Origin of the sequence: Chryseobacterium luquanense (assembly GCF_026460945.1) — a bacterium.
Lineage (GTDB): Bacteria > Bacteroidota > Bacteroidia > Flavobacteriales > Weeksellaceae > Chryseobacterium > Chryseobacterium luquanense.
Window position 1 is genome coordinate 1 of sequence record NZ_JAOVZV010000019.1, and the last position, 25,223, is coordinate 25,223.

Here is a 25,223-nt window from a genome sequence, read left to right on the forward strand (position 1 = left end):
ACATCCGGGATGTTCAGTAGACATTGAAATGCGAAAAGTTGACACCAATGAAACTTCGTATTTCACAAGAATCATGGTGACAGAAACAACACATGAAATCGATACGATTGGTCATTACACAGGAAGTTTTAACGGAATAGCCTCCGATACAGGATTTTTACCAAAACCGGAATTCACCGTTCCAATCGCTCAACCACAGATTGCTACCGTTATTTCCAACGCAGATCCGGAAGGACAGGGAAGGGTTCAGGTAAAGTTTGATTGGCAAACCAGTGATACCACCCATTTTATCAGAATGATGAGCCCTGATGCAGGAGGAACCGATCAGATTACGCAAAACCGAGGTTATGTTGCGATTCCGGAAGTTGGAGATCAGGTAATGGTGAATTTTGTGCACAATCATCCTGACCGACCTTTTGTGATGGGTGGAATGTTTCATGGTGGAATTGGTTTGGGGGGAGGAATCAACAATCATTTAAAATCAATTCAAACCAGAAGTGGTATCAGAATTTTAATGAATGACGAAGAAGGAAGTGTAAATATTATCGATCCAAGCGGAAATACGTATTTCATGGATGGAAAAGGGAATATTTCAATGAATGCACCAAAAAATTTCACTTTAAATGCAGGTGAAAATATCAATATCACTGCAGGAAAAGAAATTTCAATTGGAGCTGGAGCAAGTATTACGAGTTCGGCAAATGACAATATTATTTCTACAGCAGGAACAGATATTGTACAAACTGCAGCGGGAGATATTCGTGAATCTTCAGATATGAGAACGGAAATGGTAGAGAAAGAGTTTTTCCGTCAGTCTGAAACTTCCAATGAAATTGCGGGAGAAATCTCAATGTTCAGCGAATTGGAAAATATGACAATGCAAAGCGGAAAAATCGTTGAATTCAACAGTGCAGAAAAATCTAAACTTTTCTAATCATGGCTATCCGAAAAACAGCAAAAAATATAATCATTAAAGTAAATGATACCTATCATTTAAATGTAGGTAAGAAAGCTGAGAAAATTGCACAAAAAATAAATGCAGAAGCTAAAAAAGGCAATCTTATTTTGGCAAGCAATAAAAAAATAATGTCTCATGGAAATAAGTAATTTTCATCAAATTCAATATTAATCCAGAAATGAAAAACCAATGGCAAATATAACTTTTGGAAGCTATTCTCCCTCTGAAGATGAAAAAGACGACGCTATTGAAATCAGATTAGGTTTTTTTTTCGATGGTACTTTGAATAATGAACGAAATACCTATATCAGAAAAGAGAAAGAAAAGAAAAAGAAAGGAGAAAAGTATGATGCTAAAGCTGTGAAAGAAGATCCTTGGGGTTTTGATAAAGACAGTTATTTAAATGACTATTCTAATGTAGCGAGAATGTATCATTTTTATACATCGGCGCCTTTTATTTATATTGAGGGAATTGGTACTTTAAATGGTGATACGGATACGGTTGTAGGTTATACAATGGGAATGGGAGAAACAGGTATTCGAGAAAAGATAAGAAAAGGATGTAAAAAACTGAGAGAAAAGCTTACTCCCGGTACCACAGTAAATATAACGGTCGATGTGTATGGTTTTAGTCGTGGCGCTGCTGCTGCAAGAGCTTTCGTGAATGAGATTACAAAGTCATCGTATGATGCCACTTTAACGGAGTATGGTTACATGGATCTTGACGGACATTCTGTGAATGCCAAAAAACTTCCCGCAAGAGGTTATTTGGGATATTTATGTAATAATGATGGGATTATTATTTCTGGTCTTAAAGTACATTTTGTAGGTCTTTATGATACAGTTTCGTCTTATGGAGGAAATTTTGAAAATGATAATACCTCTGTAAATGATAGAAAAGAATTAGGATTAAGTGCTATAAGTGGACCTAAAGTGATGAATATAGTTCAAATTGCTGCAGGTCATGAATGGAGATCAAACTTTAATATTACCACCATTGAAAGTACTACAAATAGAGGTTTGGAAGTAGTTCTTCCTGGAGCTCATGCAGATATTGGAGGTTGCTACGAGAGTGAGACATTTAAACAGTACCATAGATCATCTGTTTCTCCGGCAAGAGTTATTAACGACAATAATCAGTATAATACTTTGGCTAATCAGAAAAGACAAGTGTATATTGATGAAGGATGGTATTTGGATAAACAAATTACTATTGCTCCACATTCCAATAAATATGTGAATTATATTGGTTTACAGGGCGAAAGATTCATCGATAAAAGATACAGCTACATTCCGCTTCATTTTATGTGCAGTTTATCAACGGAAAAAGGCAGCAATTTTAGTGTAAATGGAGTTACTGAAAAATTTAAAATTCCGGAAAAAGCAGGAAATGGCTCTCACATCTTGCATTATGTAAAGTCAAAATTAGAACAATATGTTTCTGCTGTAAAAAAGGCAGAATTTAGTAAAAGAAAACAAATTTCATATAAAACTTATCTGGATTTTGAAAACGAAAAAAAATTAATCAATCAATATATTCATTGGTCTGCAACAGAAAAGATGGGGCACGGTCCAAGACCAAACAGAATAAGAAAACCAATTTATGGTTAATTTAAAAAGTATATTAATTCTATTTTTAATGGGTATTGCAACCATGCAGTTTGCTCAAAAATCTACTATGAATAAATACAAGTACGATGCAGGAATAGGAACTCCTGAAAACTTTGATATCGATACCTATCAACAGGTTTTTTACTCTGGAAATAATGAAATGATTCCTATAAACGGGATGGGTGTTCAGCTTGGAGGGATGTGGGGAAGCGGAGGTGATTTTGTTGTGGGCGATGAGACGAAAGAAGTTCCTCAACTATTAAAAATTGGATATTATTCATACATAGAAAATAAATTCTTTGAAGGAGAATTTGAATTACCTAAAGATGATATTGAAAAACTTCTGCAGGAAAAAACAGTAAATCCGTTTAATGGTTTAAAAGAGCAAAAATATAATTATTTTGCTGTTGGTATTGCTTTAAACGGTGTTACTGTACTTTGGATTAAAGGTAATGAAAATCAGAAAGAAATAGGACGTTTTCAGGCTTTAGAAAAACATTATGATAAATTCAGTGATGTTATAGACGATGACAGAAGTCAGCAGGAAATTTATGAAGGATGGTTCAAAAATTATAGTGAAGACCTTAAAAAGCAAATAGCTTCTAATTCTTTACCTTACGATAGATTGGATTTGTATAGAAAAAAATACAAGCTCAAAATCAATCTTTCCAAAAAAATAAATTGGATGCAGATTGGAGAAATTAATATGGAAAAACAGACCACTTTTGCCAATAATGAAGCATATAATGATACTGCAATTCCTTATAATATTTGGTTTAAATGGAGTGATGGAGATAAAAAATATGAAGCCAGAATTGTATTTTCTAAAGATGAAAAATATTACAGAGCCAATTACAAAGGAGAAACTGGTTCGAAGTTTCCACCAGATTTTACAACTGAGCAAACGTATAAAGTTTTCAATTTAATAGATCAGAATATTCCTGCGGATTTATTCATTAACGTAAATCCGGAAAATAATGGAATTAAGATTTTATTAAAACAGAATGACAAAGAGCATGAAATAAGTGACTTCACCTTTAAAATATTTAGTAAATGAAAAATTTAGCAGTTCATATCATAATTAGGCTTGCTATTGCTCTTGTTCCAATTTTTATTCTCGTAAATAAAAAACTAAATGAAACGAGTGGTAATAGCGGAATGGGCATAGATTTGCCAATGATGATTGCTTTTGGGATACTTATAATTTGGGGGATTTTTATGATTTTTGAAACTGGTAGATTTTTTTATTCGAAAAATAATAAAATGGCTGTAATCAATCTATTTTTAATCGTTCCTGTACTTTTTGCTTTCATTTATATAGGAGGAATGTAAGTAAATATTATGCAGAAGTTTAATAAACATATCATTCAATCTGGTGAAACGCTGAAAAGTATTGCGAATCTTTATGGTATTTCCGAGTCGTCATTGAAGCTTTTTCACAACAATCATTGTAAGATAGAAGATCAAGTCTTAATACAGCTTAACAAACAAAAAGAACTTTTTCTGCCAAGAACAGCAGTTTCAGATAAGAATAAACTTGTAAAATTTGGTCATGGAAACAGATTGCTGTTTCAACCGGAAAATTCGTCTCTGAAATACAGCACGATGATTACGATTGAAAAGAACGGACAAAAAAATGAACTTAGATATGACAGTTCCGTTCGATGGATAAAAAGTGAAAACGGATTTCATTTTTTTGAAATTGACAGAATTTCAGATCTTTTTATAAATGAAGAACAAGTAAACGAAATTGCAGATTTATTGGCATATAAAACATCAAAAGTTTTATTTCCAATGCAGATAAGTGTCGATCAGCAAGGCAAATTTAATAATGTTGAAAGTACTGATCTATTTAAAGAAAGATGGAAAAATATTAAAGATGAGATTTATAAAGAGTTTGAAGGGGATATTGTAGATGAATATTGTCAAAAAATTGAGAAGGTTTTAGAACAACCTAATTCTCTTTTTATTTTCATTAAAAACGATTATTTCATCCGCACTTTGTTTTTTGGAATTTATAAGAAATTTAATCAGGATTATCAGACTGAAATGACTGAAACTTTTCCAGTAGTCAATAATGCAATTGAACCAAGCTATAAAATTGAAGTTGAAATTGATCCTTTAAAAGATGAAGATGATTTAATAAATATTGCAGGAACCGGAAAATTATATGATGAAAGAAGCCGATATGATTTTAGCAATGGAGCGCCATTTTCTTTGATTATAGAAGATAATCCGGTAATGAATGATGACGGAAATTTCAGGCTTAAATATTATCTGAATGGTGAAACCCAACTTTCAGAATCACTGTATTTAGAATGTGACATTAATCTTGAAAGCAGAAAAAAAGTATCGGTAGTTGTAACAATTCTTACCGATTAAATTTAAAACCAAACCAATGAAAAAAATAGTATTTGATAAACTTTTCTTAATGCTTTTTATTCTGGTTTTTGCTCTGAATTTTGGGCAGAAAACAGAATTTACGGTTCCAAAAGATATTGAAACATTGCAAAACACCATTTTCGATTTTGCCAATGATTTTACGAAAGACGAACCAAAAGCCGCTGCTGCAGGAGATAATGAATTTTCAACCACGGTTGATCTGTATGATTTGAAATTTGACTCAAATGAGAAAAATCCTTATTTGGATTTAGCTTTAAAAAAAGGTGCGAAACCTAAACAGTTTATCCAAAAAGCGATCTGGAATGTTTCTATGAAAAAACTTTCAGCAAAAAGCACAAAAGTCACTGTTTTCCTGGAAGAAATCAATCCTGACAATTGGTCAAAGAAAGAAGTTGATGTAAAACTCACAAAATCGACAGGGAAGCTAGAGAAAGAAGTCAAAGAATTTCTTTTAAACTCAAAAAACAAAAAAAAATCAAATGAATCAGCTTCGGTAAGTTCAGACCCGGAAATTGAGGTTACTACAGAAGCTCAAACAGCCAATGAAATTGCTGGCTTTGAAGCTAAAAAGTCGCAAAAAAAGATTGCATCAAAATATCTTCAGAATCTTTTTTCAAAAAAACAATTTATCAGTCTTCCGACCAATGCAGATCAGATTACCAGGCTTTTAAAAACAGATCCTAGTGAAATGGATTGTGAAACCTGCAAAAACGGAAAATATTCTAATTGGGATTTTGAAAATTTTAATATGATTTATGCAAATATGACGAGCGGAGAAGAATATTACGCTATTCAATATTATGGTGAAGATGCCGTTTCGGGATTGCCTTACGGTTTGGTTTTTAATGACAGTTCGCCTTCAGAATGTAAAGATAAATTTGCGAGATATAAAGCTCAATTGTATCAGACAACAGTGGGAGTAGATGAAAATACCTCAAAAGCTTTGACGGTTGTAACTTTTAAAATGAATACTTCATTCGTCCGTTTAGAATTCGGTAATGAATATTTATCGAGAATTATAATTTCAAATAAAGAATTTTAGTTATGGCAGAAAAACACATCGTAGTACAGGGAGCTATGTGCAAATGCCAATTTGGGCAGGCTCCGGATAATCTAAAAGTGCTTACTCACCAAAAAGAGTATGCAAATGATAAAAGTGCAGCAAAAAAATTGATTGTTACCACTAAAGAAATTGGCGCTGCAACATTTGAGAAAAATACATTCGGAAGTTGCTTAAAAATGGGAAGTCCGCCTCCGCCATGTAAAATTATGGTTACTGAATGGCAGAATTTTTACGATAAAGTACAGCTTAGCAACGGAGGTTACATTATTTTGGAAGACAGCAAAGCTGTTTGTGCGATTGCCGGAACTCCGTGCATAGAAATTATAGATCACGGCCAAAGAGCTGAAGCAAGCCAGCAAAATTTCAAAAATGCTGATCAGGATGTGCAGCAGCAAATTAATCCGTTGATAGATTCGGAGTCTATGTATAAAGAGCAATCTTCAATGACGGGAGTGCAGGAAGGTGTAATTTAAAGAATAATCAGATGGCAAAAGGCGTAAAAAAAATAAAAGTTACACAGGGTAAATATTATCCGAAAATGTCTGTTCCCGGTCAGCGAGTTACGATTATGGCAGAGCAGGATGTGTATTTTCAGGTAGAAGAATGGTTGCCCAATACCACTGCTGAAGATAAAAAAAAGCCTGTGATTTGGATGAGACAAACCAATGATCGTAAAATTATTCTTTTTCAGTCACCTTCAACTACAGGATATAAATTCTATATGCAGAAAAAGTTTTGCGGTAGTTATAATTTTTATGTTGAAGCAAGTTTTTCCGGGCAGCGAGATTTTAAAAATAATGTAGGTTTATATGTTAAAGGTTGGTGCGAACCGAAAATTATCACCAGCAAATGGTCTTATCAAAAAGACAGTCCAAGTATTAAAAACAATAAGAAAGCACAACATATATCTTACGGTCATATTGTACATCTCAATTTACAAACTGAGGGTCTTAACGGAAATAAATTAATTATAGAACTGTGGAATCAGCAGTATGCAAAAGCAGATAAGCAGATTTGTGTATATACTGATGTGCAGGTTATTGATGGTGAAGTTAATCTGAAAATACAGAATACTTACGCCTGGATGGCTCATGTAGATAATATTCAGAATCTTGAGGAATTTTATATCAAGGTTAAAGATCAGGCTTCAGGAAAATATATTAAAGATAATCTTGGTGATGATTTGCATGCAATTTACCTTAATGTTAAGAATAAAGTTGCCACAACAAATACAAATGTTAGCCAAAATCAAACTCCTACAAAAGTTTATAAACCCGATGTAAATTCTGCAAGAATTGAACCTTGTAAATTTGAGGTGATTAAATTTACAGAAAACGTCGTGAAAGACGGAAAAGCAAGCAATTCTACAGTTACAGTTTTTGATAATGGAAAAGGAATAAAACGAATTAAAGCTCCCGATGAAAGAATTCACAGAACCATTTATTACAAATTTGATTCTACCGAAATTGATAAAGACGGACTGGAAGTTTTAAATAATATTTTGAAGTTTCTTTTAGAGCATAAAGGTTCTACCATAAATTTAAGCGGTTACGCATGTGTTATCGGAAAAGAAAATTACAATAAAGGTCTTTCACAAAGGAGAGCAGATGTTGTGAAAAAATTCTTTGGATCCGGAGGGTTGGATCTGTCCAGAATCATTTCTCTCGGAAAAGGAGAAGTAGATCCTACCGATGATAAAATGGGTAGAGATAATATAAAATACAAGAACGAAAAAGACTACGAAAACAACAGAAGAGTAGATATTTCTTTTACGTTTCATGCTCATGATGCTCAAACGATTATTTATGAAACTTTAGCACCAAGCTCAGATATAAATCTTACAGTTGATGTTTTACAGCATGTAAATAAAGCCTGTTTCAGAGATAAAGATAAACATGAAAAGAAAATTGTTGTAAAGTCTATTGAGTACAAACAACCTCATGAAATTGGTGCGAGTTCATTGGCTTTTCCTGTAAATTCTCAATTAGCTTGGGGAAATATTGCACCTCTGAATTATATTTGGCCCTCTTTCAATGTATTGGAAATGGGAAGTTCTGCTACAGTTTACAGTGTTTTTGTGAATTCCTGCAGATGGTTTTCAAATAAAAACAATGCGGTTGTTCAGGTGAAAGTTTTCCCGGATATAAAATGGACTGTCGAATTTAAATGGAATCACGATCAACCTTTTGCGCATACTTTTGGAAATAAACTTCATCCTTATGATATTAAAGAAGGACGAGACAAAGTAATCGGCGCTGAAGCCGATCGTGGATGGTCTAAAAACTATGGCGAAATGGATCAGTCATTTGCTCTTTCATTAAAAGCAGAGTGGAATAGAATCACACAGGGAAGATCAAGTGCTCCTCAAACCATGGAACTCGGGCACAAATGGGATGGTAAGATCCGAAAAACGCTTGGGATTTTTAATAAAATGAAAAGCATGACGGAAAGGGTTTCAAACTCACCACTTTCAAAAGGCAGAGCTAAATTTACAATAGAATCTCCCAAAATTGCATTCGCAGCACAGTGGTATTTAGAAAGAGCCCCTAAAACTGCGATTGATCTTACAACAATGGTATCAATAGGAGTTTCTGCTAAACCTTTGGTAGAAGCTAAAATTGAAATTGATCTCTGGAAAATATTTATCAAATTTGGTGGAGATGCTGTTTGTCCGGGAGCGGGAAGTGTGATTTCATGGATTTTAGATAAATTGGGGAAAGAGGCAGGAATGCATTTCCTTATTAGTATAAGTGGTGGTATATATCTTGATGGGAAAGTAACGATTAACACTTCTTACCCGAAAGAAACTTCCGGAGAAGTAAAAGCAACCGGAAAAATTCAGGTTGTTGCCGAGTTTAAAGCTTGGGCAAAAGGAGGAATTGGTTATCTGGCTTTCGAAGGTGAAGTTAAAGCTGATGTAAGCACTTCTGTGACTGGTGGAATAAAAGTTGGTGCAGATAAAAAAGGAATTTATGCTGCTCCAATCGCAGAGTTTGCAGGTGTAAAGGCAACTTTTGTTGCCATCGGAACGGTGAAATTAGGGATTTTTAAAAGAACCTTGAGTTATGAAGGCGAATCGAGACTCGTGATGCCCGATGAAATCAAGTTTGAAAAACAATATATTGGACAATAAAAAAATAAAAATGAAACAATTGTTAGTTATTTTAGGATGTTTTTTAGCGTTTAGCTGTAATTCTCAAAAACAGGGAGATGAAAAATTAATCGGTAAATGGGAGAGTTCTCTTAAAGATTCAAAAACAGGAAGCCCGATCGAAAAAATTGTAGTAGAGTTTACAAAAGACGGAAAATTCATGCAATATGTAGGAGAAGGAAAAATGCAAAACACTGTAGAATCTACTTATGAGGTTAATGGTGATAAAATTGTAACTGTTGAAAAAGAAACGAAAGAAAAAACAGAAGGCAAATACACCGTTAAAAATGATACTCTAACAATCTCTTTTGAAGGAATGGAAAATAAATTTGTGAAACTTAGGTAACACTATATTTTCAAGTATCAATATCAAATCAAATATTTTCAGAAAAAAATAACAAATGGCTCAATTCAACGAACCTTATTACTTGGTAGACTTCAATTCGTCTATATGTAATTTTGATATTCTCATTAATGATATGCCCGCTTTCAGCCATCACGTTGGAGGTGCGGTTTCGTCTCATATTCCCATCAATCATTTTATATTAGAAAATGGGTTGCAGAATATTAAAATAAACGTGTTGCCCTTGCAAGGTGAAGAATCTTTGAGAAATGACGGTTTTATTACAATAAAAGTCTTTAGTTATGATGCTTCAACAGATAATTATGACAATACAGTTGAAGCGTTCAAGTATGAAAAATTAGATTTTTCAGAAAACAATTTACCTGTTGTAAGTTTGACTCATGATTTTAAAGCTGAGGTGAATTATTTAATTAGCGGTTGGAAAAATTCGGAACAATTTAATACCCATACATTGAATAAATATGAGGTTGAAAAATATTTCAGATTCATTCATGGTTTATTTAAAGATAGGGATATTGATAAACTTCACGATGAAATGAAGGATAGATTTGATGAAATTGATACCTCAATGTACCTCGGAGTTGTAGATAATAAATTAGAACTGTCAAATCTTTTTGGAGAACTGTTTGGTGGAAAATACGTACTGGATAATTTCCCGGAAGTAACTGATGTGAAATTTTTTGGAGATGGTAAAATTTGTACTTTATTAGATTCAGAAAAAAAGCCAATTATACATTATACCAATAAAGAAACGAAAGAGGAGTTTTCTCTACCGTTATTTATTCATAAGCCAAAAGATAAATACAAGATTATCAGATAAAATTTAAATTAAGAGAAATATCAAACTATATTCTGGTTTTTTATTTCTCTTATTTTTTTATGGTCTAAAAATTCCCCAAAATATTCCCAGGCAATTGAAAATAACCAATTTTTAATTTTAATGATTGATAAAAAAGACTTATTTTAGTTATACCAAAAATCAAAATATTAAAATATAAATGGGAGTACTTGTTACCAACGAGACTGTAAAACAATTATTTCATATTGCACAGTCAATTGCAAGAGAAAATTATAACGCAACCTACAGCGGACCGCACATTCTACAGGCTTTAATGCACAAAGATATTGGTCTGAATGAATTTCTAAAATCTATAGATAAAGATCCGGGATATTTTTACGAATGGGCAGATGTCCGAATTGAAGATTATCCTAAAACCACACATCTTCCTGCCGAAGTTGGAGAAGGCGAATTTGTAGATCAGATTTTAGAAGAAGCCGATGATATCCGTTTAAAATTAGGTTTGGATGAGATTACTCCGGTTTGTATTTTGACAGCGATTGTAAAACCGCAGGTTGCTTTTACTTTGCAGCAGCTAAAATCACTTCCGTTAAGAGAACACGAAATTTTCAATTTATACAGAAAAGATACACCTTTCGCAGCAACACAAAATGGTGAAATTTCATCGCTTTTTGGTGGAAGTTCATCAGATTTTTCAGATTCATCTTTTCCTTCCATTAAAGCATATTGTATAGATCGAACTGCACAAGCGAGAAACGGCGATTTGGAAAACATTATCGGAAGAGATAAAGAACTGAGAATGTTGGTTGAAATTCTTTGTAGAAGAAGCAAGCCGAATGTAATTATTATCGGTGAACCGGGAGTGGGTAAAACTGCTTTAGTCGAAGGTTTTGCCACAGAAATAATCAAAGGAAATGTTCCCGAAATGCTTAAAAACGCAACTTTACTGGAACTTGATACCGGAGCATTATTAGCTGGAACTTCTTATAAAGGTGAAATTGAAGACCGTCTGAAAAAAGTAATCAATGAATGCAAAAAGATTGAAAAAGCAGTTCTCTTTATTGATGAAATTCACACGCTTTTAGACCCAAAAGGCAGCATCGGAAATGTTGCTAATTTATTGAAACCTGAATTAGCTCGTGGAGAAATTACCGTAATCGGAGCAACAACTCAGGAAGAATATAGAAAAATTATCGAACCGGAACAGGCGTTTAACAGACGTTTTGAAGTTTTAACGGTCAATGAGCCGGATGAAAAAACCTGCGTTAAAATGATTGATGTTTTGCTCGATGGTTATAAAAAACACCACGGAATTGAAGTTGAAAAAACAGCAATTCCTGAATGTGTACGTTTAGCAAAACGCTATGCAAAAGGTAAAAAACTTCCTGATGCAGCGATTGATTTATTAGACCGAACAATGGCAGCAATAAAAATGCTGGATGAATTGTCAGAAAAAGAATTGGAAAGTTGGAAAGAAATCTATGAAAATATTTTAAAAGAAGAATATTTTGATGATAAAGATAAAGCTGATGAATTAATCTGGAATTATAATTTATTACGAGATAAAATCAGCCCGATTCTGTGGGGTTCTTTAAATGAACAGCCACAAATTGATAACTCAATGCCGGTTGAATCTATCCAAAAAATTATTGAAGATACTTATGCTGAACTTTTACAACATGCAGCTGTAAAAAGAGAAAAAGTAGATCGCTTGGAATTAGCGGCGGTAATGGCGGCAAAAACCAATATTCCAATCGGTAAAATTCAGGCTCAGGAAAAAGAGAAACTTCTGAATATGGAAGGTCTATTAATGAATAGAGTAGTAGGACAAGATCATGCTTTAAAAATTCTTTCGGATGCGATTGTAGAAAACCGAAGCGGATTGAATAAACCGGGACAGCCAATCGGTTCATTCTTCCTTTTAGGACCGACTGGAACTGGTAAAACAGAGTTGGCAAAATCTATGGCAGAATTGCTTTTCAATGATGAAAAAGCGATGGTTCGTTTCGATATGTCAGAATTTAAAGAAGAGCATTCTGCAGCACTGTTATACGGTGCGCCTCCTGGTTACGTTGGCTACGAAGAAGGTGGAATGTTGGTCAATAAAATAAGACAGCAACCTTACACGGTTGTTTTATTTGATGAAATCGAAAAAGCACATCATTCTGTTTTTGACGTGTTTTTGCAGATTATGGACGAAGGAAAAGTTCATGATAAACTAGGAAAAGAAGGTGATTTCAGCAATGCTTTGATTTTATTTACTTCAAACATCGGAAGCGAAGAAATTGTAAAACAGTTTGAAGAAGGAAAAGTTCCTGAATCAAATTCATTAATGCAGATTATGTCAAATTCAGGTAAATTCAGGCCGGAGTTTTTGGCGAGAATTACAGAAATTATTCCTTTTGCGCCGATTACTGAATCTATTGCGGAAAGAATTTTTAATATTCAGTTGAAATCACTTCATAATTCTTTGACAAGATTAGGAATGAGTTTGAAAATTAGTGATGAAGCTGTGAAAAATTTAGCTTTAAACGGATTTAGCAGTAAATACGGAGCGAGACAGATTTCAGGAGTAATCAGATCTCAATTGGCAAGACCAATTTCTAAGATGATTGTAAGAGAAGAAGTGAAATCCGGACAGAATCTTTCAGTCGATTGGAATACTGAAGAAGAAAAAATCAGCTGGAAAGTAGATTAATTGAAGAGTCTAAATAAATTCTCTCGCAGATTGAGCCGATTATTTTAATCTGAAAAATCTGCGAGAATATAAATATAATTTGATTGTGATTTTTCAGGATAAAAATTTGAAATATCTAAATGAAAATACACTGAGAAACATATTAAAATGAAATCCAATCTTAAAAGCATCATATTAGCTACAGCATTTTTAAGCTGCTCTCAATTTGTGAGTGCGCAGTTTCTTTCCGCATCCGATACTTCCGAAAGCAGTGTGAGGAAATATAAGAATATTATTGAAGCCAACAGAGAAATCGTTACTTTCATCGAATATTCTATGGTTGAAAGAGGTTTACCGAAGCATTTGAGAAATTTAGCTTTAATTGAATCTCATTTTAATAGAAATATTACTTCAAGCGCTGGAGCAGTGGGAGTTTGGCAATTCATGACTGCTCATGCCAATCAATATGGATTAACAGAAGATCGCCGAAATGATTTGTACAGAAGCACGAAAACGGCTGCAGTTTCATTAAAAAATCTGTATAAAAAATACAACAATTGGGTGACGGTTGTTGCGGCTTACAATTGTGGCGAAGGAAATATTGCCAAAGCAATGCAGGCCGCCAATTCAACGCAATATCACGTTTTCTCAAAATATTTGCCTGCAGAAACCATTAATCACGTTAAAAAGTATCTCAACGCATGTTATGCAACAGGTGAGTTGTCATCGGTTTTGGCTAATTACAGCGATTCAAGAACGATGTCGCTTTTGAAAGCAAGAGAAAATCATATTCCGGGAATTGCATTGTCTGAAACTGAAATTAATGCAGGTTTTAAACTAGATGTAATTGCCGAAGAATTAAAAATTAACATGAACGATTTATTAAGCTGGAATCCTGAAATTGTAAGCAACTTAGAAGCAGATGGAGAAAGCAAACTCTTTCTTCCCACAGATGTAATGCCTGATTTTTTAATGAGAAAAAATTCAATTCTTTCTAAGTCAATACGTTCGAAATAAAGATTGTGAAAAATAATAATTAAAAAGCCTGGAAATTCCAGGCTTTCTTAGTAAAATATCAAAATCATTAATTTATGAAGTCATTTTGTGCTTTAAGGATTTGAAATAATCAACGTTGAAGGAATATCAGATAACCAAAGACTTTTTGAGTCGATTAGCCCTCTCCAGCTTTTCCTACTGATTAACATTAAATCCTGAGTGTTAAGAAATTCCTTTTCAATCTTTTTCTCGTTGTATAAAGTGATGTGATTTGGTGCAACCTGTTCGATACTTCTGATCAATTCTTTCACTTCGATATTATTTCTGATCTGTCCTGCGACATCCAGAATGATAATTTGTGAATTGTTATTATTAATCAGCCTTTTCGCATATTCAAGTAAATAAAAATCACTTAAATTAAACATAGGAATGAAAACTCTGTCTGCAGAATTAAAATCTTTTTCAACCAGAACTCCCACCGGAATATTGGTATTATCCAAAATCTGCAGCGTAGAATCGTCGAATGGTGAATTGTTGAAAATATTGCTTTTTCCTTTTACCGTATTCAGTAATTTTTCAGGATTAATAATTTTTGTAGTGAAACCTAGAAGTCTTCCCAGCAAACTACCTTCATACATCGACTTTCCAAGCATAATCAGAAGAAGATCGTAATTTCCTTTGTTTGAAATATTCGTTAAATCATTTTCAAGATCAGTTGAAGCCTTAAATAGAGTGGTGACCTCAAGATTTAGCTCTTCAGAAGTTTCAATAACATTTTTAAACTGCTCTTTTTCAAAATTATCGATATCAAAAGCGTGCAGTTCATCAACCGGAGCAATATTCATTGCGGTTACACTTTTGTTTCCGTTCATTTTATGGGTAAGATTATCGGCAAGTTTTAATAATGTACTTCCGGATTCCGGAGTTTCAAAAGATAAAAGAACTCTGTATTTTGCATCGTTTTCATCTGAATCATCCTCTTCCAATGAAGATTTTTTTCCTTTAAAGAAATAATTGATAACGTCAAGACAAGGCCCGGTCATAAACGTGGTGAATAATGCCATAATCACCAACATTGCAAACAGTTCGGGTCCTAAAACCCCTAAGTCATACCCGATATTTAAAACAATCAATTCGGTTAAACCTCTCGTGTTCATCAATGCGCCGATTGTGAGACTGTCTTTCCAGCTGAGTTTGAGGAATTTTGCTGTTAAAGCACTTCCTACAAATTTTCCGACAACGGCAGTTAGAATAATAAAACCTCCGATTTTCCAAAGATGCGGATCATTCAATAATCCGATTTGTGTTCTTAAACCAGTAAAAACAAAAAATAACGGAAGCAATAAAACCAATGCCACATCTTCTATTTTTTCGATAAACAGATTTCTGAATTTTACGTTTTCAGGCATAATTGCTCCTGCCATAAATGCTCCGAATAAGGCATGAATTCCGATAACTTCTGTTGCGTAAGAAGAGATAATTAAAATTAAGAAAAATACGGCCACCAAAGCTTTGCTGATGAAACCTTTTCCTTTTTGAGATTCTGCAATTCTGTGTAAGAACGGTCTTACTGCTTTTATCATAATAAAAACATACACTATCGCCATGATAATTACGAAAATCGACCCCGAAAAAGATCCGGCTTTTACCACTGCGATTACGGCCGCCAAAATACACCACGCTGTAATGTCATCGGCTGCAGCACAGGTAATTACAACAGTTCCTATCTTGGTTTTATGAAGATTTCGTTCCTGAACAATTCTTGCTAAAACCGGAAATGCTGTAATACTCATCGCTATTGCTATAAATAAAGCAAAGGAGCTGAACTGAATTCCGTCCGGTGCAAATTCTTTATAAATGAAATATGAGAGCCCAACTCCCAATGCAAATGGAATGATAATACTTGCGTGACTGATAACCACTGCATCGTGAGCTTTTTTTCTTAAAACACTCAGATCAAGTTCCATTCCGACGATATACATGAAGAGAATCAAACCGATTTGGCTCAAAAACTGCAGGTTTCCTAATGATTCCTTTGGGAAAATAAATGCTGAAAGTTCAGGAAAATACAATCCGAAAAGAGAAGGTCCCAAAACAATACCGGCAATCATTTCGCCAATTACGGAAGGTTGTTTTAATTTAACACAAATCCACCCAAACAGTTTGGCTACCATTATAATCGTAACAATCTGTGCGAGTAAAAGTGCTAATGGATGATGAAGATTTGATAGAAAGGAATCTGTGAAGTTTTCCCACATTGTAGCTCCCGTTGCTTTGCTCGGTGGAATGTTTTCCCCAATTTCGAGCGTTTTTCCTTCCACAAAAAACCAGTACATTATGCACGAGAAAAAGATAATCGTTGCTACATAAAAAATAATATTTCTATATTTCTTCATAATCATTAATCATTTTATTAAAGTGTAAATTTCTAAAGAATAAACGGATGCTAAAAGTTGATTTAACTTAAATGTAATCAATACACAGAATAATGTAATGAAACTTATCTGAAGCGATATCCCAATCCGATACCCATTTTCCAGCTCCCATTATCAGTAGAAGTTTTGGTATTGTAATAGAAGGGAATCTGTAACACTGCCTTTTTATAAGCCACTGCAAAACCAACTCCCAAAGTTGGCATTATTATGCTGTTTTTTGTTCCGGAAGACTGATCTTCTTTTATTCTTAAAGAGGGTAGCATTCCAATTATTATTTTGGTGCTTTTGTGGTTGAAGTTTACATTCGGACCTGTGAAATTTAGAAATGCACCGTGGTCAACATAACCTGCAACGGCAATTCCATCAAAAAATGAAACTTTTATTTTAGAGTCTTTTTCCTGAGAAAAATAAAAAGCGGAAATAAAAATTCCGCATCCGTAAAGAACTTTTTTCATGATAAACCAATTTAATCAAGGGGCAAAAATAAGTTTACTAAAAGTTTTTCTTAGAGTTGATGTAATAAAACGGATGAATTCTGCAATGAAAGCTAAAACATTTGAAAAAAGTTTATTTTCCAAACATTTCCATTAATGAATTTTTGTATGTTTCACCGATATGAATTTTTAAAAACTGATCTGATTCTGTAGAAATTGTGGTGATAATTTCATTGGTAGATAAAACTTTCACAGAAGACAAGGCGATAATTTCTTTCTTATTAACCTGTGCAAAATCTTTTGAAGGAAGCATTTCCAGAAGGGATTTAAAATTAAGATTTTTCAGTACGAGTATTGTTCCGTCTTTCAGAATAATGTCTTTGTCTCGACTGTCGATTTCAGAAGTTTTAATATAGGCAATTTGTTCTGTGAAAATCGTAGACTTACCGATGTTGGTATTCCACTCGATGAATTCTTTTTTCTGACTGTTATTTAAAAGATCTGCCGCTTTTTCAAATGCCTGAATCAATCTTTCTTTTTTGATTGGTTTTCGTACATAGTCCACAACATTCAGATCAAAAGCTTCGGCTGCATATTCTTTGTAGGCGGTTGTAAAGATAATTTTTTTTGAGTCAGAAATCAGTTCGGCAACCTGTAACCCGGTCATTCCAGGCATTTCAATGTCTAAAACGCAGAGATTACAGTCTATGTTTTCAATTTCGCTGAGAAATATTTTGGGATCATTAAATGCTTTTACAACTTCCACGTTTTCAATTTGCTCGCACAGAAGTTTCAGGTAGCTTATCGCCAATAATTCATCATCAAGAATAACGCATTTTATCATAGAATTCGCCTAAATTGATTGTTAATTCTGCGGTGAAGATACCGTTTTTTGAGTTTTTATGAAGCGTGTAAAAATCGTTATAAATCATTTTCAATCTTTGGTCTAAAGACTGACTTCCAAAACCGCTGTTTTCTTTGTGTAAAACATTTTTCAGAGAAGCTTTATTGCTTACTCTCATTGTAAATATTCCGCCGTCAAGCTCCATTTGAATGGAAATAAATGAATCTTGCGCTAAAAAATCGGTGTGTTTAAAAGCATTTTCAATTAAATCAACAGAAATTAGCGGTGCAAAAATTTTCTCTTCAAAAACAGAATCAGACTTATCAATTTTAGATTTAATTCTGAAATCAAAAAGCGGGTTAATCTTGATTTTATTAATTTCAATAAGACTTAAAGCGAAATTTAATTCTTCTTTAGGACTTACAAACTTGTTGTTGCTTTCATACAGGATATAGTCCAGAACATTCGCTAGTTTGTCAAGCGACATATACGTTTGATACGCATGTGACTGTACAGAATTGAGAATATTTTTAAATAAATGCGGATTGAGCTTGGTTCCGATATGTTCGAGCTGAACTTCATTCAATTTTTTTTCAATCAGTTTATTAGCTTCAGAAAGTCTGATGTTTTTATTTTTTAACCGTTGATTTTGGCTGAAAAGATAAATTCCGACCGTTAAAAAAAAGAAAATAGCAAAAACTCCAATGAAAATCAGATAATCTTGAATCAAATAGAGATTGCCTTCCATTTTTTAGGGGAATATTGAGATGAAATTTATTGTTTCAAATATAGTTAAAACTATGAATTTAAAACATTTTACTAATATATGTGCCACGAATTCACGAATTTTCATTAAATTTTATTTGTGCATTTGTGGCATTAAACAATTTAAATTCGTAATGATTTTATTTCAGCTTTTTCAAAGAATTTAAAATCGCCTTTTCTTCACACTTTTCATATGTAATTTCATACATCGGATTTTTCTCAGGATAGGTAATCACATAATCCGGACAAGGTTTTTTCTGAGCATGACTGCGCTCGAAATCTATTTTTCCTAAAGTAATGATGCTATCTTTTAAAAATTTTTCATCAACTTTTAAACCAGTCATTTCATTTTTAAATTGATCAGAATATTGAAAATCTTTTGATAATGTTTCGGCGATAACACGGCTGTTTGGTAAATATCCGCTGCAGCTTACGCCTTTTCTATTAAGAACAAAAAATACAATCAGAAATCCGGGAAGAAGTCCTATTAAAAAGAATTTAAGTTTTTTCACTTTAGAAAATTAAAAGATTGATATCGTGATAAGTAAGTCCGAAACGGTCGCAGATAACTTTTTTGGTATGTCTGCCTTTGTACATATACAGACTTTGCTTCATTTCGTTTTTTCTAATCAGCATATTTTCAAAACCGCCTTCTTCATCATAATTTAAAATATAGGAAAGGAAGAAATTGGAAATTGCTTTTGTGGTTGTTCTTGGCATTTTCGAGGTAAGATTCGGTAATCCGCAATGAATAACGCCGTGTTTGATGATGTAAGGATCTTCCATTGTTGTCAGTTCGGAAGTTTCGATGGCTTTTCCGTTGTCGATCACGATATCGATAATTACGCTGCCTTTTTTCATTTTCATCACCATATCTTCGGTTACAATCGGCTGCGAATTGAGTCTTGGTAAGGCTCCGATAACAACATCGGCTCTTCTTAAACTCTTGCTTAATTCTTTAGGATCGATAATAGATGTTGGAACTCGGCTGTCAACCAAAGTATGAAGTCTTCTCAGTTTTGAAAGTGAATTATCAAAAACTTTTACGCTTGCTCCTAAACCGATTGCTGCTTTTGTGGCAAATTCACCGACGATTCCGGCTCCTAGAACGACAACTTCTGCAGGTCTTACTCCGGTAATTCCGCCAAGCATTAATCCGTTTGATAAGGCTAATAATTCTGAAGCGTATAAAATTGAAACAGTTCCTGCAATTTCTCCGATTAACCTTACCAAAGCCAGTTGTTTGTATTCATCAGCGATAAATTCAAACGCAATAGCGTTGATTTTTTTCTCGGCTAGTTTTAAGAAATAATCTTTGTCTCTTAAATTGATCTGAAGCGCAGAAACTAAATAGGTATTTGGTTTAAAATAATCAATTTCTTCTTCTGTAGGCGGATTTATTTTTAGAACCAAATCTTGGGAAAATGCCTCTTTAGCATCCTGAGTAATTCTCGCTCCCGATTCCGAATACTGCAAATCTGTGAAAAATGAGCCTTGTCCTGCACCGGATTCGATGATGATTTCATGACCGTGCTCTACCAAAACCTGTACTGCATCAGGAGTTATACATGTTCTTCTTTCATTGAGACAGGTTTCTTTTGGGATTCCTATACTGAATTGTTTCCCTTTTTTAATAACTTCCAACTTTTCCTCCTTCGGCATTAATTCTTCCTCGGAAAAAGGAGTAAAAATATTTGTAGTACTCATTATTTATTCAATTATAACTTACAGAAAATTATTTTGTACAATCGATTTCTTTAAGCAAAGATATGTTATTTAATCGAATGTAATCTCTCTGCTTTCTCCAGTATTATTAATGGTCATCGAGTGATAGTCTATTCCGTAAAGCTCATCTTCATACACTTCAGGCCATTCTATAATGCATAAAAATGAATTGTCGAGATATTCTTCAATACCAATATCATATACTTCATCAATATTTTTTAAACGGTATAAATCGAAGTGAAAAATCTTTCCTTTAGGTGAATTGTATTCATTTACAATCGAATAAGTAGGAGAGTTTACTTCATCTTCACTGCCTAAGTTTTTAAGCAGAAACTGAGTGAAAGTAGTTTTACCTGCACCCAAATTTCCTTTTAATAAAAGAATATTGTGTTTCAGTTCGGGTAAAAGTGAATCAACGACTTTTTGCCAGTCTTCTATCTTTTCTATATTAAATTGCATGAGCAAAGATAATTAATTGTACTAAATTTTTAATTTCCAAAATATGAACTTTTAATTTGAGATTATAAAATGGCGAACATTTTAACCTTTAAAAAAATCGGTGAAAGTGAAATATTATTGATTTACTTTAAACTCAGAATCCACTGATACAGATTATTTGTCCAGTTTTCAAGATGCCCTTTCCCAATGGCCAAACCAAAACCGTGACCTCCCTTTGGAAAAATATGCATTTCGACTCCTACTTTTTCTTTCTGCAAAGCTTCATAAAAGACAATACTGTTTCTCACAGGCACTGTTTGATCATCTGAAGAATGAACTAAAAATGTGGGCGGAGTTTTACTGTTAACATGCAGTTCGTTGGAATAATAATTAACAAGATCTTGACTTGGATGTAGTCCTAATAAGTTTTCCTTCGAGCCTTGATGTCCAAATGCTGAATTCATAGTAATCACAGGATATACTAAAATCATAAAGTCTGGTCTTGCACTGATTGATTCAATTTCTGATTTTGGCAATTTGTCTTCACTGTCAAAATGAGTTCCCAATGTGGAAGCAAGATGACCTCCCGCTGAAAAACCCATAATTCCAATTTGGTTTTCATCGATATTCCATTTTTTAGCGTTAATTCTTACAATTCTTATGGCTCGTTTGGCATCTTGCAATGGCGCTTCGTTCGCAATAATTAATGATTTTGATACCGGAAGTCTATATTTTAGTACAAATGCTGCAATACCTTTAGAATTAAACCATTTAGCAATATCAGTACCTTCACCATCGTACGCTAAACCTCGATAACCACCTCCCGGACAAATAACTACTGCTTTGCCAATTGCGATTTTTTTAGAAGGTAAATAGACTTCTAACGTAGGTTTTTGAACATTTTCAATCCACAAAATAGTTTTTTCAGTTGAAGTTTCTTTTTCCTCAGTGATTTTCTGATTTGGAATTTGCTCTGCCCAAAGTGGAACTATTTCCTGACCGTGAAATATAGCAAATGATGAAAGTAATAAGCTAAGCAAAAGATTTTTTTTCATTGCTGAAATTTTTATTTAATTGTTTTCAAATTTAAGGTAAATTGGGGTTAATTTGTCATTCTGAATGAATCTAAATATTTTTTAGAAGTTGAGATCCTTTAAAACTGGGAGGAAATTTATAGATATAATTGTGATATGAAAAAAAGATATATTAGTTTTAAAAAATGGTCACCAATAAAATTTCTATCAATATTAATGTTATGCACCATTTTCTTTTCATGCCGTAGTCATGATGTTGCTTTGCATTATTACAATGGTTTGAATTCGAATAAAAATCATACCTGGTCTTCTTCTCTATATATATTTTTTGAAAAAGATGAAGAAATGACAAAAGTTCCAATTAAAAGTAAAATTTTAAAAGAAGAATTGTCAAATATTAAAAATAAAATTATTACTACAAATCAGGTGTTAGATTTTGATGATGGTAATTATTCTTTTGCATTTATTAATGAAAAAGATACTTTGTTTGCAGATGATAGATTGGAATTTTGGAAATATAGAAACAAAGGTTTAGCCGTAAAGCTTGGTGATTTTTCAAAAAAGAAAATATTGGAGTACTACAAAATTAGCCCAAACCAATACTGAAATTCGTATTTTTGCCAATATGATTTCCAAGCAGTCAATAGATAAAATATTTTCAACAATCCGGGTAGAAGAGATTGTTGGCGAATATGTGCAGTTGAAGAGAGCGGGGTCAAATTTTAAAGGTTTGAGTCCGTTTCACGAAGAAAAGTCGCCCAGTTTTGTAGTTTCTCCAAGTAAACAGATTTGGAAAGATTTCTCAACAGGAAAAGGGGGAACTGCGATTTCTTTTTTAATGGAAATCGAAAACTTTACCTATCCTGAAGCGCTACGTCACGCTGCCAAAAAATACGCCATCGAAATTGAAGAAGATCAGCGTGAATTTTCTGAGGAAGCTAAAAATGCCCAATCTGAAAGAGATATACTTTATAAAATACATGAAGTTGCCAATGATTATTTCCAAAATATTCTTTGGGAAAATGATGAGGGAAGAGCAATCGGACTTTCGTATTTCAGAGAGCGTGAACTGAAAGATGAGATTATCAAAAAATTCCAGCTTGGTTTTTCCCCTGAAAAGAAAAATTCATTTACAGAATATGCGATTGAAAAAGGATATTCAAAAGAGATTTTAGAAAAATCCGGTTTGGCAATTTTCCCGGAAAACGCTCCGAATGGAATCGACCGTTTCCGTGAAAGAGTGATGTTCCCGATTCACAGTTTTTCCGGCAGGGTTTTGGGTTTTGGAGCCAGAATTCTTAAAAACAATATTAAAACTGCCAAATATCTCAATTCTCCCGAAACAGAAATTTATCATAAATCAAATGTTCTTTATGGTTTAAACCAAAGCAAACAGGCAATTTCGAGAAAAAACATTTGTCTTTTAGTGGAAGGTTATATGGATGTGATTTCACTTCATATGTCTGGAATTGAAAATGTTGTGGCAAGTTCCGGAACTTCTTTAACGACCGAGCAAATTAAACTCATCAAAAGGCTCACAGAAAATGTAACGATTCTTTTTGATGGTGATAATGCAGGAATTAAAGCGAGTTTCAGAAGTATTGATATGCTTTTGACGGAAGGAATGAACATTAGAGTTCTTCTTTTTCCTGATGGTGATGACCCCGATTCTTTCGCCAGAAAACATCCTCAGGAATATGTTGAAAAATTCATCGAAAATCAGGCGATGGATTTTATTGATTTTAAAGCGGAAATTCTTTTAAAAGAAGTCGGAAATGATCCAATAAAAAAAGCTGAAGCAATCCGTGATATTGTAAAATCAGTTGGTTTTGTTCAGAATGCTTTAAAACAAGAAGTTTATTTAAAGGAAGTTTCAAATAAATTTGGTCTTTCTGAGCAGAGTTTGTTTAATGAACTGGATGTTCAGAGACAGGTTACTCAAAATCATAATCAACACGCTCAACAGCAAAAAGAAACTGCTGCTCCTGTAAAAATGGAGATCGTTCCTTTTGATGAGGAAAAAAGTGATCCTTATTTGTATGATGTTTTATTCATGGAAAACAAATTGGTTGATCATATGTTGATGTTTGGCGATATTGTTTTAAAAAGAACAGACGATAATAATACTGAATATCAAATTACAGTTATTGAAGAAATTTTGCATCATTTTGACGAAGAACAGTATAAATTTCTGGTAAAAGGAAACGAAATTATCATTAATCAGGTAAAAGAAGGAATTCAGAATGATGAGCTTCGAAGCGGAAGTTTTTTTGTCAGTTTTATGGATGAAGAAATCACCACTAAAGTTGTTGATGCATTGATTCCTTTGGATGAGCTTGAAAATTGGAGCTCAAGAAATATTCATCCGCCAAATTATGGTGATAAAGTTGCCGAACAAATTAAAGGTGATGTTTTACTTCACAAATACCGATATATCGATTATTTAATGAAAGAAACGATTGCTGAACTCGAAAAATACAGCAGTACCGATGAGGTAAAATATTTTGAGCTGATTAAAAAAATTACTTTGTTAAAACAGGCTTCAATGAGACTGAATGATATTATTGAATATTCGCCCATCAAAGGAATTTATGTTGACAGAAAGCGATAGTTAGTTGATTATCTTTAATTGTCGGCTGATAATTTGAAAAAATAGCTCTTCATTTTGTTATAAAAAAATCTGAAAGCTTAAAACTAAATCCAGCAACCTAAACTGACAAAAAGTCCTATAAAATTTTAGGAATAAAAGTTGTAATTTACAGTTTAAATAAATTTTAAAATAATACCGATAGAAATATGGACATTAAAAAAGAATTCAGAGATTTCTCTACGAAACACTTGGGAAATAACGGTTTGGTAACCGATCAGTATATGGGAATGTTTAATCCTACCAATCTTACACCTTACATTATGGAGGAAAGAAGATTAAATGTTGCTCAAATGGACGTTTTCTCTCGTTTGATGATGGACAGAATTATTTTTCTAGGAACAGGAATTGACGATCAGGTTGCAAACATTGTAACGGCTCAGTTGTTATTCTTAGAAAGCGCAGATCCTTCAAAAGATATTCAAATCTACATCAATTCTCCTGGTGGAAGCGTTTATGCTGGTTTAGGAATTTATGACACAATGCAGATTATAAAGCCGGATGTTGCAACAATCTGTACCGGTATTGCCGCTTCAATGGGAGCTGTTTTATTGGTTGCAGGTGAAAAAGGAAAACGTTCTGCTTTGAAACACTCAAGAGTGATGATTCACCAACCTTCTGGTGGAGCTCAAGGGGTAGCTTCGGATATGGAAATCAATTTGAGAGAAATGTTGAAGCTTAAAAAAGAGTTATATGACATTATTTCAGAACATTCCGGGCAAACTTACGAGTGGGTAGAGAAAGCTTCAGACAGAGATTACTGGATGACTTCTACCGAAGCAAAAGAGTTTGGAATGGTAGACGAAGTTTTACAGAGATCAAAAGAGAAGAAATAATTTTTCTTGAATTAAAATAAAAATCCCCGTTCACTGATAAAAG

24 protein-coding genes are annotated in these 25,223 nt (G+C 33.5%); 16 read left to right on the forward strand and 8 right to left on the reverse strand.

Annotated features, from left to right (window positions below; all coding sequences use genetic code 11):
• The 13 genes from OEA66_RS16220 to OEA66_RS16280 all read left to right on the forward strand — a co-directional run.
• Nucleotides 1-934, forward strand: a 934-nt coding sequence (locus tag OEA66_RS16220; RefSeq protein ID WP_267282359.1) for a phage baseplate assembly protein V, incomplete at its 5' end; no start/stop codon positions are given.
• A gap of 2 nt (nt 935-936) precedes the next feature.
• On the forward strand, nt 937-1,107 hold the full coding sequence (locus tag OEA66_RS16225) for a hypothetical protein (protein WP_267282360.1): 171 nt from the start codon (nt 937-939) through the stop codon (nt 1,105-1,107).
• Between the two features lie 40 nt (nt 1,108-1,147).
• Nucleotides 1,148-2,569: a phospholipase effector Tle1 domain-containing protein gene (locus OEA66_RS16230; protein ID WP_267282361.1), complete on the forward strand. Its 1,422-nt coding sequence runs from the start codon at nt 1,148-1,150 to the stop codon at nt 2,567-2,569.
• Nucleotides 2,562-3,626, forward strand: a complete 1,065-nt coding sequence (locus OEA66_RS16235; RefSeq protein ID WP_267282362.1) for a DUF2931 family protein — start codon at nt 2,562-2,564, stop codon at nt 3,624-3,626. Before OEA66_RS16230 ends, OEA66_RS16235 begins: the two co-directional genes overlap by 8 nt.
• Nucleotides 3,623-3,901 carry a hypothetical protein gene (locus tag OEA66_RS16240; RefSeq protein ID WP_267282363.1) on the forward strand — a complete coding sequence of 93 codons (279 nt, stop codon included), beginning with the start codon at nt 3,623-3,625 and terminating at the stop codon, nt 3,899-3,901. Before OEA66_RS16235 ends, OEA66_RS16240 begins: the two co-directional genes overlap by 4 nt.
• A gap of 9 nt (nt 3,902-3,910) precedes the next feature.
• Complete coding sequence (locus OEA66_RS16245; protein ID WP_267282364.1) at nt 3,911-4,951, forward strand: LysM peptidoglycan-binding domain-containing protein; 1,041 nt, start codon at nt 3,911-3,913, stop codon at nt 4,949-4,951.
• Nucleotides 4,952-4,967: 16 nt separating this feature from the next.
• Nucleotides 4,968-6,014, forward strand: a complete 1,047-nt coding sequence (locus OEA66_RS16250; protein ID WP_267282365.1) for a hypothetical protein — start codon at nt 4,968-4,970, stop codon at nt 6,012-6,014.
• Between the two features lie 2 nt (nt 6,015-6,016).
• Nucleotides 6,017-6,508: a DUF4280 domain-containing protein gene (locus OEA66_RS16255; protein ID WP_267282366.1), complete on the forward strand. Its 492-nt coding sequence runs from the start codon at nt 6,017-6,019 to the stop codon at nt 6,506-6,508.
• Nucleotides 6,509-6,519: 11 nt separating this feature from the next.
• The gene (locus OEA66_RS16260) at nt 6,520-9,168 is read left to right on the forward strand and encodes an OmpA family protein (RefSeq protein ID WP_267282367.1); all 2,649 of its coding nucleotides are present in this window, start codon (nt 6,520-6,522) and stop codon (nt 9,166-9,168) included.
• Between the two features lie 10 nt (nt 9,169-9,178).
• Nucleotides 9,179-9,532, forward strand: coding sequence for a hypothetical protein (locus tag OEA66_RS16265; RefSeq protein ID WP_267282368.1), 354 nt, complete (start codon nt 9,179-9,181; stop codon nt 9,530-9,532).
• Between the two features lie 55 nt (nt 9,533-9,587).
• Nucleotides 9,588-10,370, forward strand: a complete 783-nt coding sequence (locus tag OEA66_RS16270; protein WP_267282369.1) for a hypothetical protein — start codon at nt 9,588-9,590, stop codon at nt 10,368-10,370.
• Nucleotides 10,371-10,548: 178 nt separating this feature from the next.
• Nucleotides 10,549-13,047 carry an ATP-dependent Clp protease ATP-binding subunit gene (locus OEA66_RS16275; RefSeq protein ID WP_267282370.1) on the forward strand — a complete coding sequence of 833 codons (2,499 nt, stop codon included), beginning with the start codon at nt 10,549-10,551 and terminating at the stop codon, nt 13,045-13,047.
• Between the two features lie 147 nt (nt 13,048-13,194).
• Nucleotides 13,195-14,043 carry a lytic transglycosylase domain-containing protein gene (locus OEA66_RS16280; protein WP_267282371.1) on the forward strand — a complete coding sequence of 283 codons (849 nt, stop codon included), beginning with the start codon at nt 13,195-13,197 and terminating at the stop codon, nt 14,041-14,043.
• A 92-nt stretch (nt 14,044-14,135) separates the two neighbouring features.
• Here the strand turns inward: OEA66_RS16280 and OEA66_RS16285 are convergent, their stop codons facing one another.
• The 8 genes from OEA66_RS16285 to OEA66_RS16320 form a co-directional block, all read right to left on the reverse strand.
• Nucleotides 14,136-16,418, reverse strand: coding sequence for a cation:proton antiporter (locus tag OEA66_RS16285; protein WP_267282372.1), 2,283 nt, complete (start codon nt 16,416-16,418; stop codon nt 14,136-14,138).
• A gap of 104 nt (nt 16,419-16,522) precedes the next feature.
• A complete protein-coding gene (locus OEA66_RS16290) occupies nt 16,523-16,912 on the reverse strand; it encodes a hypothetical protein (RefSeq protein WP_267282373.1) in 390 nt (129 codons plus the stop codon).
• Nucleotides 16,913-17,024: 112 nt separating this feature from the next.
• Nucleotides 17,025-17,735 carry a LytR/AlgR family response regulator transcription factor gene (locus OEA66_RS16295; protein ID WP_267282374.1) on the reverse strand — a complete coding sequence of 237 codons (711 nt, stop codon included), beginning with the start codon at nt 17,733-17,735 and terminating at the stop codon, nt 17,025-17,027.
• Entirely contained in the window at nt 17,713-18,483 is a 771-nt protein-coding gene (locus OEA66_RS16300) for a histidine kinase (protein WP_267282375.1), read from the reverse strand. Before OEA66_RS16300 ends, OEA66_RS16295 begins: the two co-directional genes overlap by 23 nt.
• A gap of 157 nt (nt 18,484-18,640) precedes the next feature.
• A complete protein-coding gene (locus OEA66_RS16305; protein WP_267282376.1) occupies nt 18,641-19,012 on the reverse strand; it encodes a hypothetical protein in 372 nt (123 codons plus the stop codon).
• 1 nt (nt 19,013) lies between these two features.
• A complete protein-coding gene (locus OEA66_RS16310; protein WP_267282377.1) occupies nt 19,014-20,207 on the reverse strand; it encodes an alanine dehydrogenase in 1,194 nt (397 codons plus the stop codon).
• Between the two features lie 69 nt (nt 20,208-20,276).
• Nucleotides 20,277-20,684 carry a tRNA (adenosine(37)-N6)-threonylcarbamoyltransferase complex ATPase subunit type 1 TsaE gene (gene tsaE / locus OEA66_RS16315; RefSeq protein WP_267282378.1) on the reverse strand — a complete coding sequence of 136 codons (408 nt, stop codon included), beginning with the start codon at nt 20,682-20,684 and terminating at the stop codon, nt 20,277-20,279.
• 122 nt (nt 20,685-20,806) lie between these two features.
• Nucleotides 20,807-21,718, reverse strand: coding sequence for an alpha/beta hydrolase (locus tag OEA66_RS16320; RefSeq protein WP_267282379.1), 912 nt, complete (start codon nt 21,716-21,718; stop codon nt 20,807-20,809).
• Nucleotides 21,719-21,853: 135 nt separating this feature from the next.
• Between OEA66_RS16320 and OEA66_RS16325 the strand changes: the two genes are divergently transcribed.
• The 3 genes from OEA66_RS16325 (at nt 21,854) to clpP (ending at nt 25,180) form a co-directional block, all read left to right on the forward strand.
• The gene (locus OEA66_RS16325; protein ID WP_267282380.1) at nt 21,854-22,303 is read left to right on the forward strand and encodes a hypothetical protein; all 450 of its coding nucleotides are present in this window, start codon (nt 21,854-21,856) and stop codon (nt 22,301-22,303) included.
• 19 nt (nt 22,304-22,322) lie between these two features.
• On the forward strand, nt 22,323-24,308 hold the full coding sequence (dnaG, locus tag OEA66_RS16330) for a DNA primase (RefSeq protein ID WP_267282446.1): 1,986 nt from the start codon (nt 22,323-22,325) through the stop codon (nt 24,306-24,308).
• A 185-nt stretch (nt 24,309-24,493) separates the two neighbouring features.
• Nucleotides 24,494-25,180: an ATP-dependent Clp endopeptidase proteolytic subunit ClpP gene (clpP, locus tag OEA66_RS16335; protein ID WP_079466770.1), complete on the forward strand. Its 687-nt coding sequence runs from the start codon at nt 24,494-24,496 to the stop codon at nt 25,178-25,180.
• Nucleotides 25,181-25,223 lie beyond the last annotated feature (43 nt).

Coding starts and splice junctions, on each gene's coding strand:
- OEA66_RS16225 (WP_267282360.1), top strand. CDS start 937: ATGGCTATCCGAAAAACAGCAAAAAATATAATCATTAAAGTAAATGAT.
- OEA66_RS16230 (WP_267282361.1), top strand. CDS start 1,148: ATGGCAAATATAACTTTTGGAAGCTATTCTCCCTCTGAAGATGAAAAA.
- OEA66_RS16235 (WP_267282362.1), top strand. CDS start 2,562: ATGGTTAATTTAAAAAGTATATTAATTCTATTTTTAATGGGTATTGCA.
- OEA66_RS16240 (WP_267282363.1), top strand. CDS start 3,623: ATGAAAAATTTAGCAGTTCATATCATAATTAGGCTTGCTATTGCTCTT.
- OEA66_RS16245 (WP_267282364.1), top strand. CDS start 3,911: ATGCAGAAGTTTAATAAACATATCATTCAATCTGGTGAAACGCTGAAA.
- OEA66_RS16250 (WP_267282365.1), top strand. CDS start 4,968: ATGAAAAAAATAGTATTTGATAAACTTTTCTTAATGCTTTTTATTCTG.
- OEA66_RS16255 (WP_267282366.1), top strand. CDS start 6,017: ATGGCAGAAAAACACATCGTAGTACAGGGAGCTATGTGCAAATGCCAA.
- OEA66_RS16260 (WP_267282367.1), top strand. CDS start 6,520: ATGGCAAAAGGCGTAAAAAAAATAAAAGTTACACAGGGTAAATATTAT.
- OEA66_RS16265 (WP_267282368.1), top strand. CDS start 9,179: ATGAAACAATTGTTAGTTATTTTAGGATGTTTTTTAGCGTTTAGCTGT.
- OEA66_RS16270 (WP_267282369.1), top strand. CDS start 9,588: ATGGCTCAATTCAACGAACCTTATTACTTGGTAGACTTCAATTCGTCT.
- OEA66_RS16275 (WP_267282370.1), top strand. CDS start 10,549: ATGGGAGTACTTGTTACCAACGAGACTGTAAAACAATTATTTCATATT.
- OEA66_RS16280 (WP_267282371.1), top strand. CDS start 13,195: ATGAAATCCAATCTTAAAAGCATCATATTAGCTACAGCATTTTTAAGC.
- OEA66_RS16285 (WP_267282372.1), bottom strand. CDS start 16,418: ATGAAGAAATATAGAAATATTATTTTTTATGTAGCAACGATTATCTTT.
- OEA66_RS16290 (WP_267282373.1), bottom strand. CDS start 16,912: ATGAAAAAAGTTCTTTACGGATGCGGAATTTTTATTTCCGCTTTTTAT.
- OEA66_RS16295 (WP_267282374.1), bottom strand. CDS start 17,735: ATGATAAAATGCGTTATTCTTGATGATGAATTATTGGCGATAAGCTAC.
- OEA66_RS16300 (WP_267282375.1), bottom strand. CDS start 18,483: ATGGAAGGCAATCTCTATTTGATTCAAGATTATCTGATTTTCATTGGA.
- OEA66_RS16310 (WP_267282377.1), bottom strand. CDS start 20,207: ATGAGTACTACAAATATTTTTACTCCTTTTTCCGAGGAAGAATTAATG.
- tsaE (WP_267282378.1), bottom strand. CDS start 20,684: ATGCAATTTAATATAGAAAAGATAGAAGACTGGCAAAAAGTCGTTGAT.
- OEA66_RS16320 (WP_267282379.1), bottom strand. CDS start 21,718: ATGAAAAAAAATCTTTTGCTTAGCTTATTACTTTCATCATTTGCTATA.
- OEA66_RS16325 (WP_267282380.1), top strand. CDS start 21,854: ATGAAAAAAAGATATATTAGTTTTAAAAAATGGTCACCAATAAAATTT.
- dnaG (WP_267282446.1), top strand. CDS start 22,323: ATGATTTCCAAGCAGTCAATAGATAAAATATTTTCAACAATCCGGGTA.
- clpP (WP_079466770.1), top strand. CDS start 24,494: ATGGACATTAAAAAAGAATTCAGAGATTTCTCTACGAAACACTTGGGA.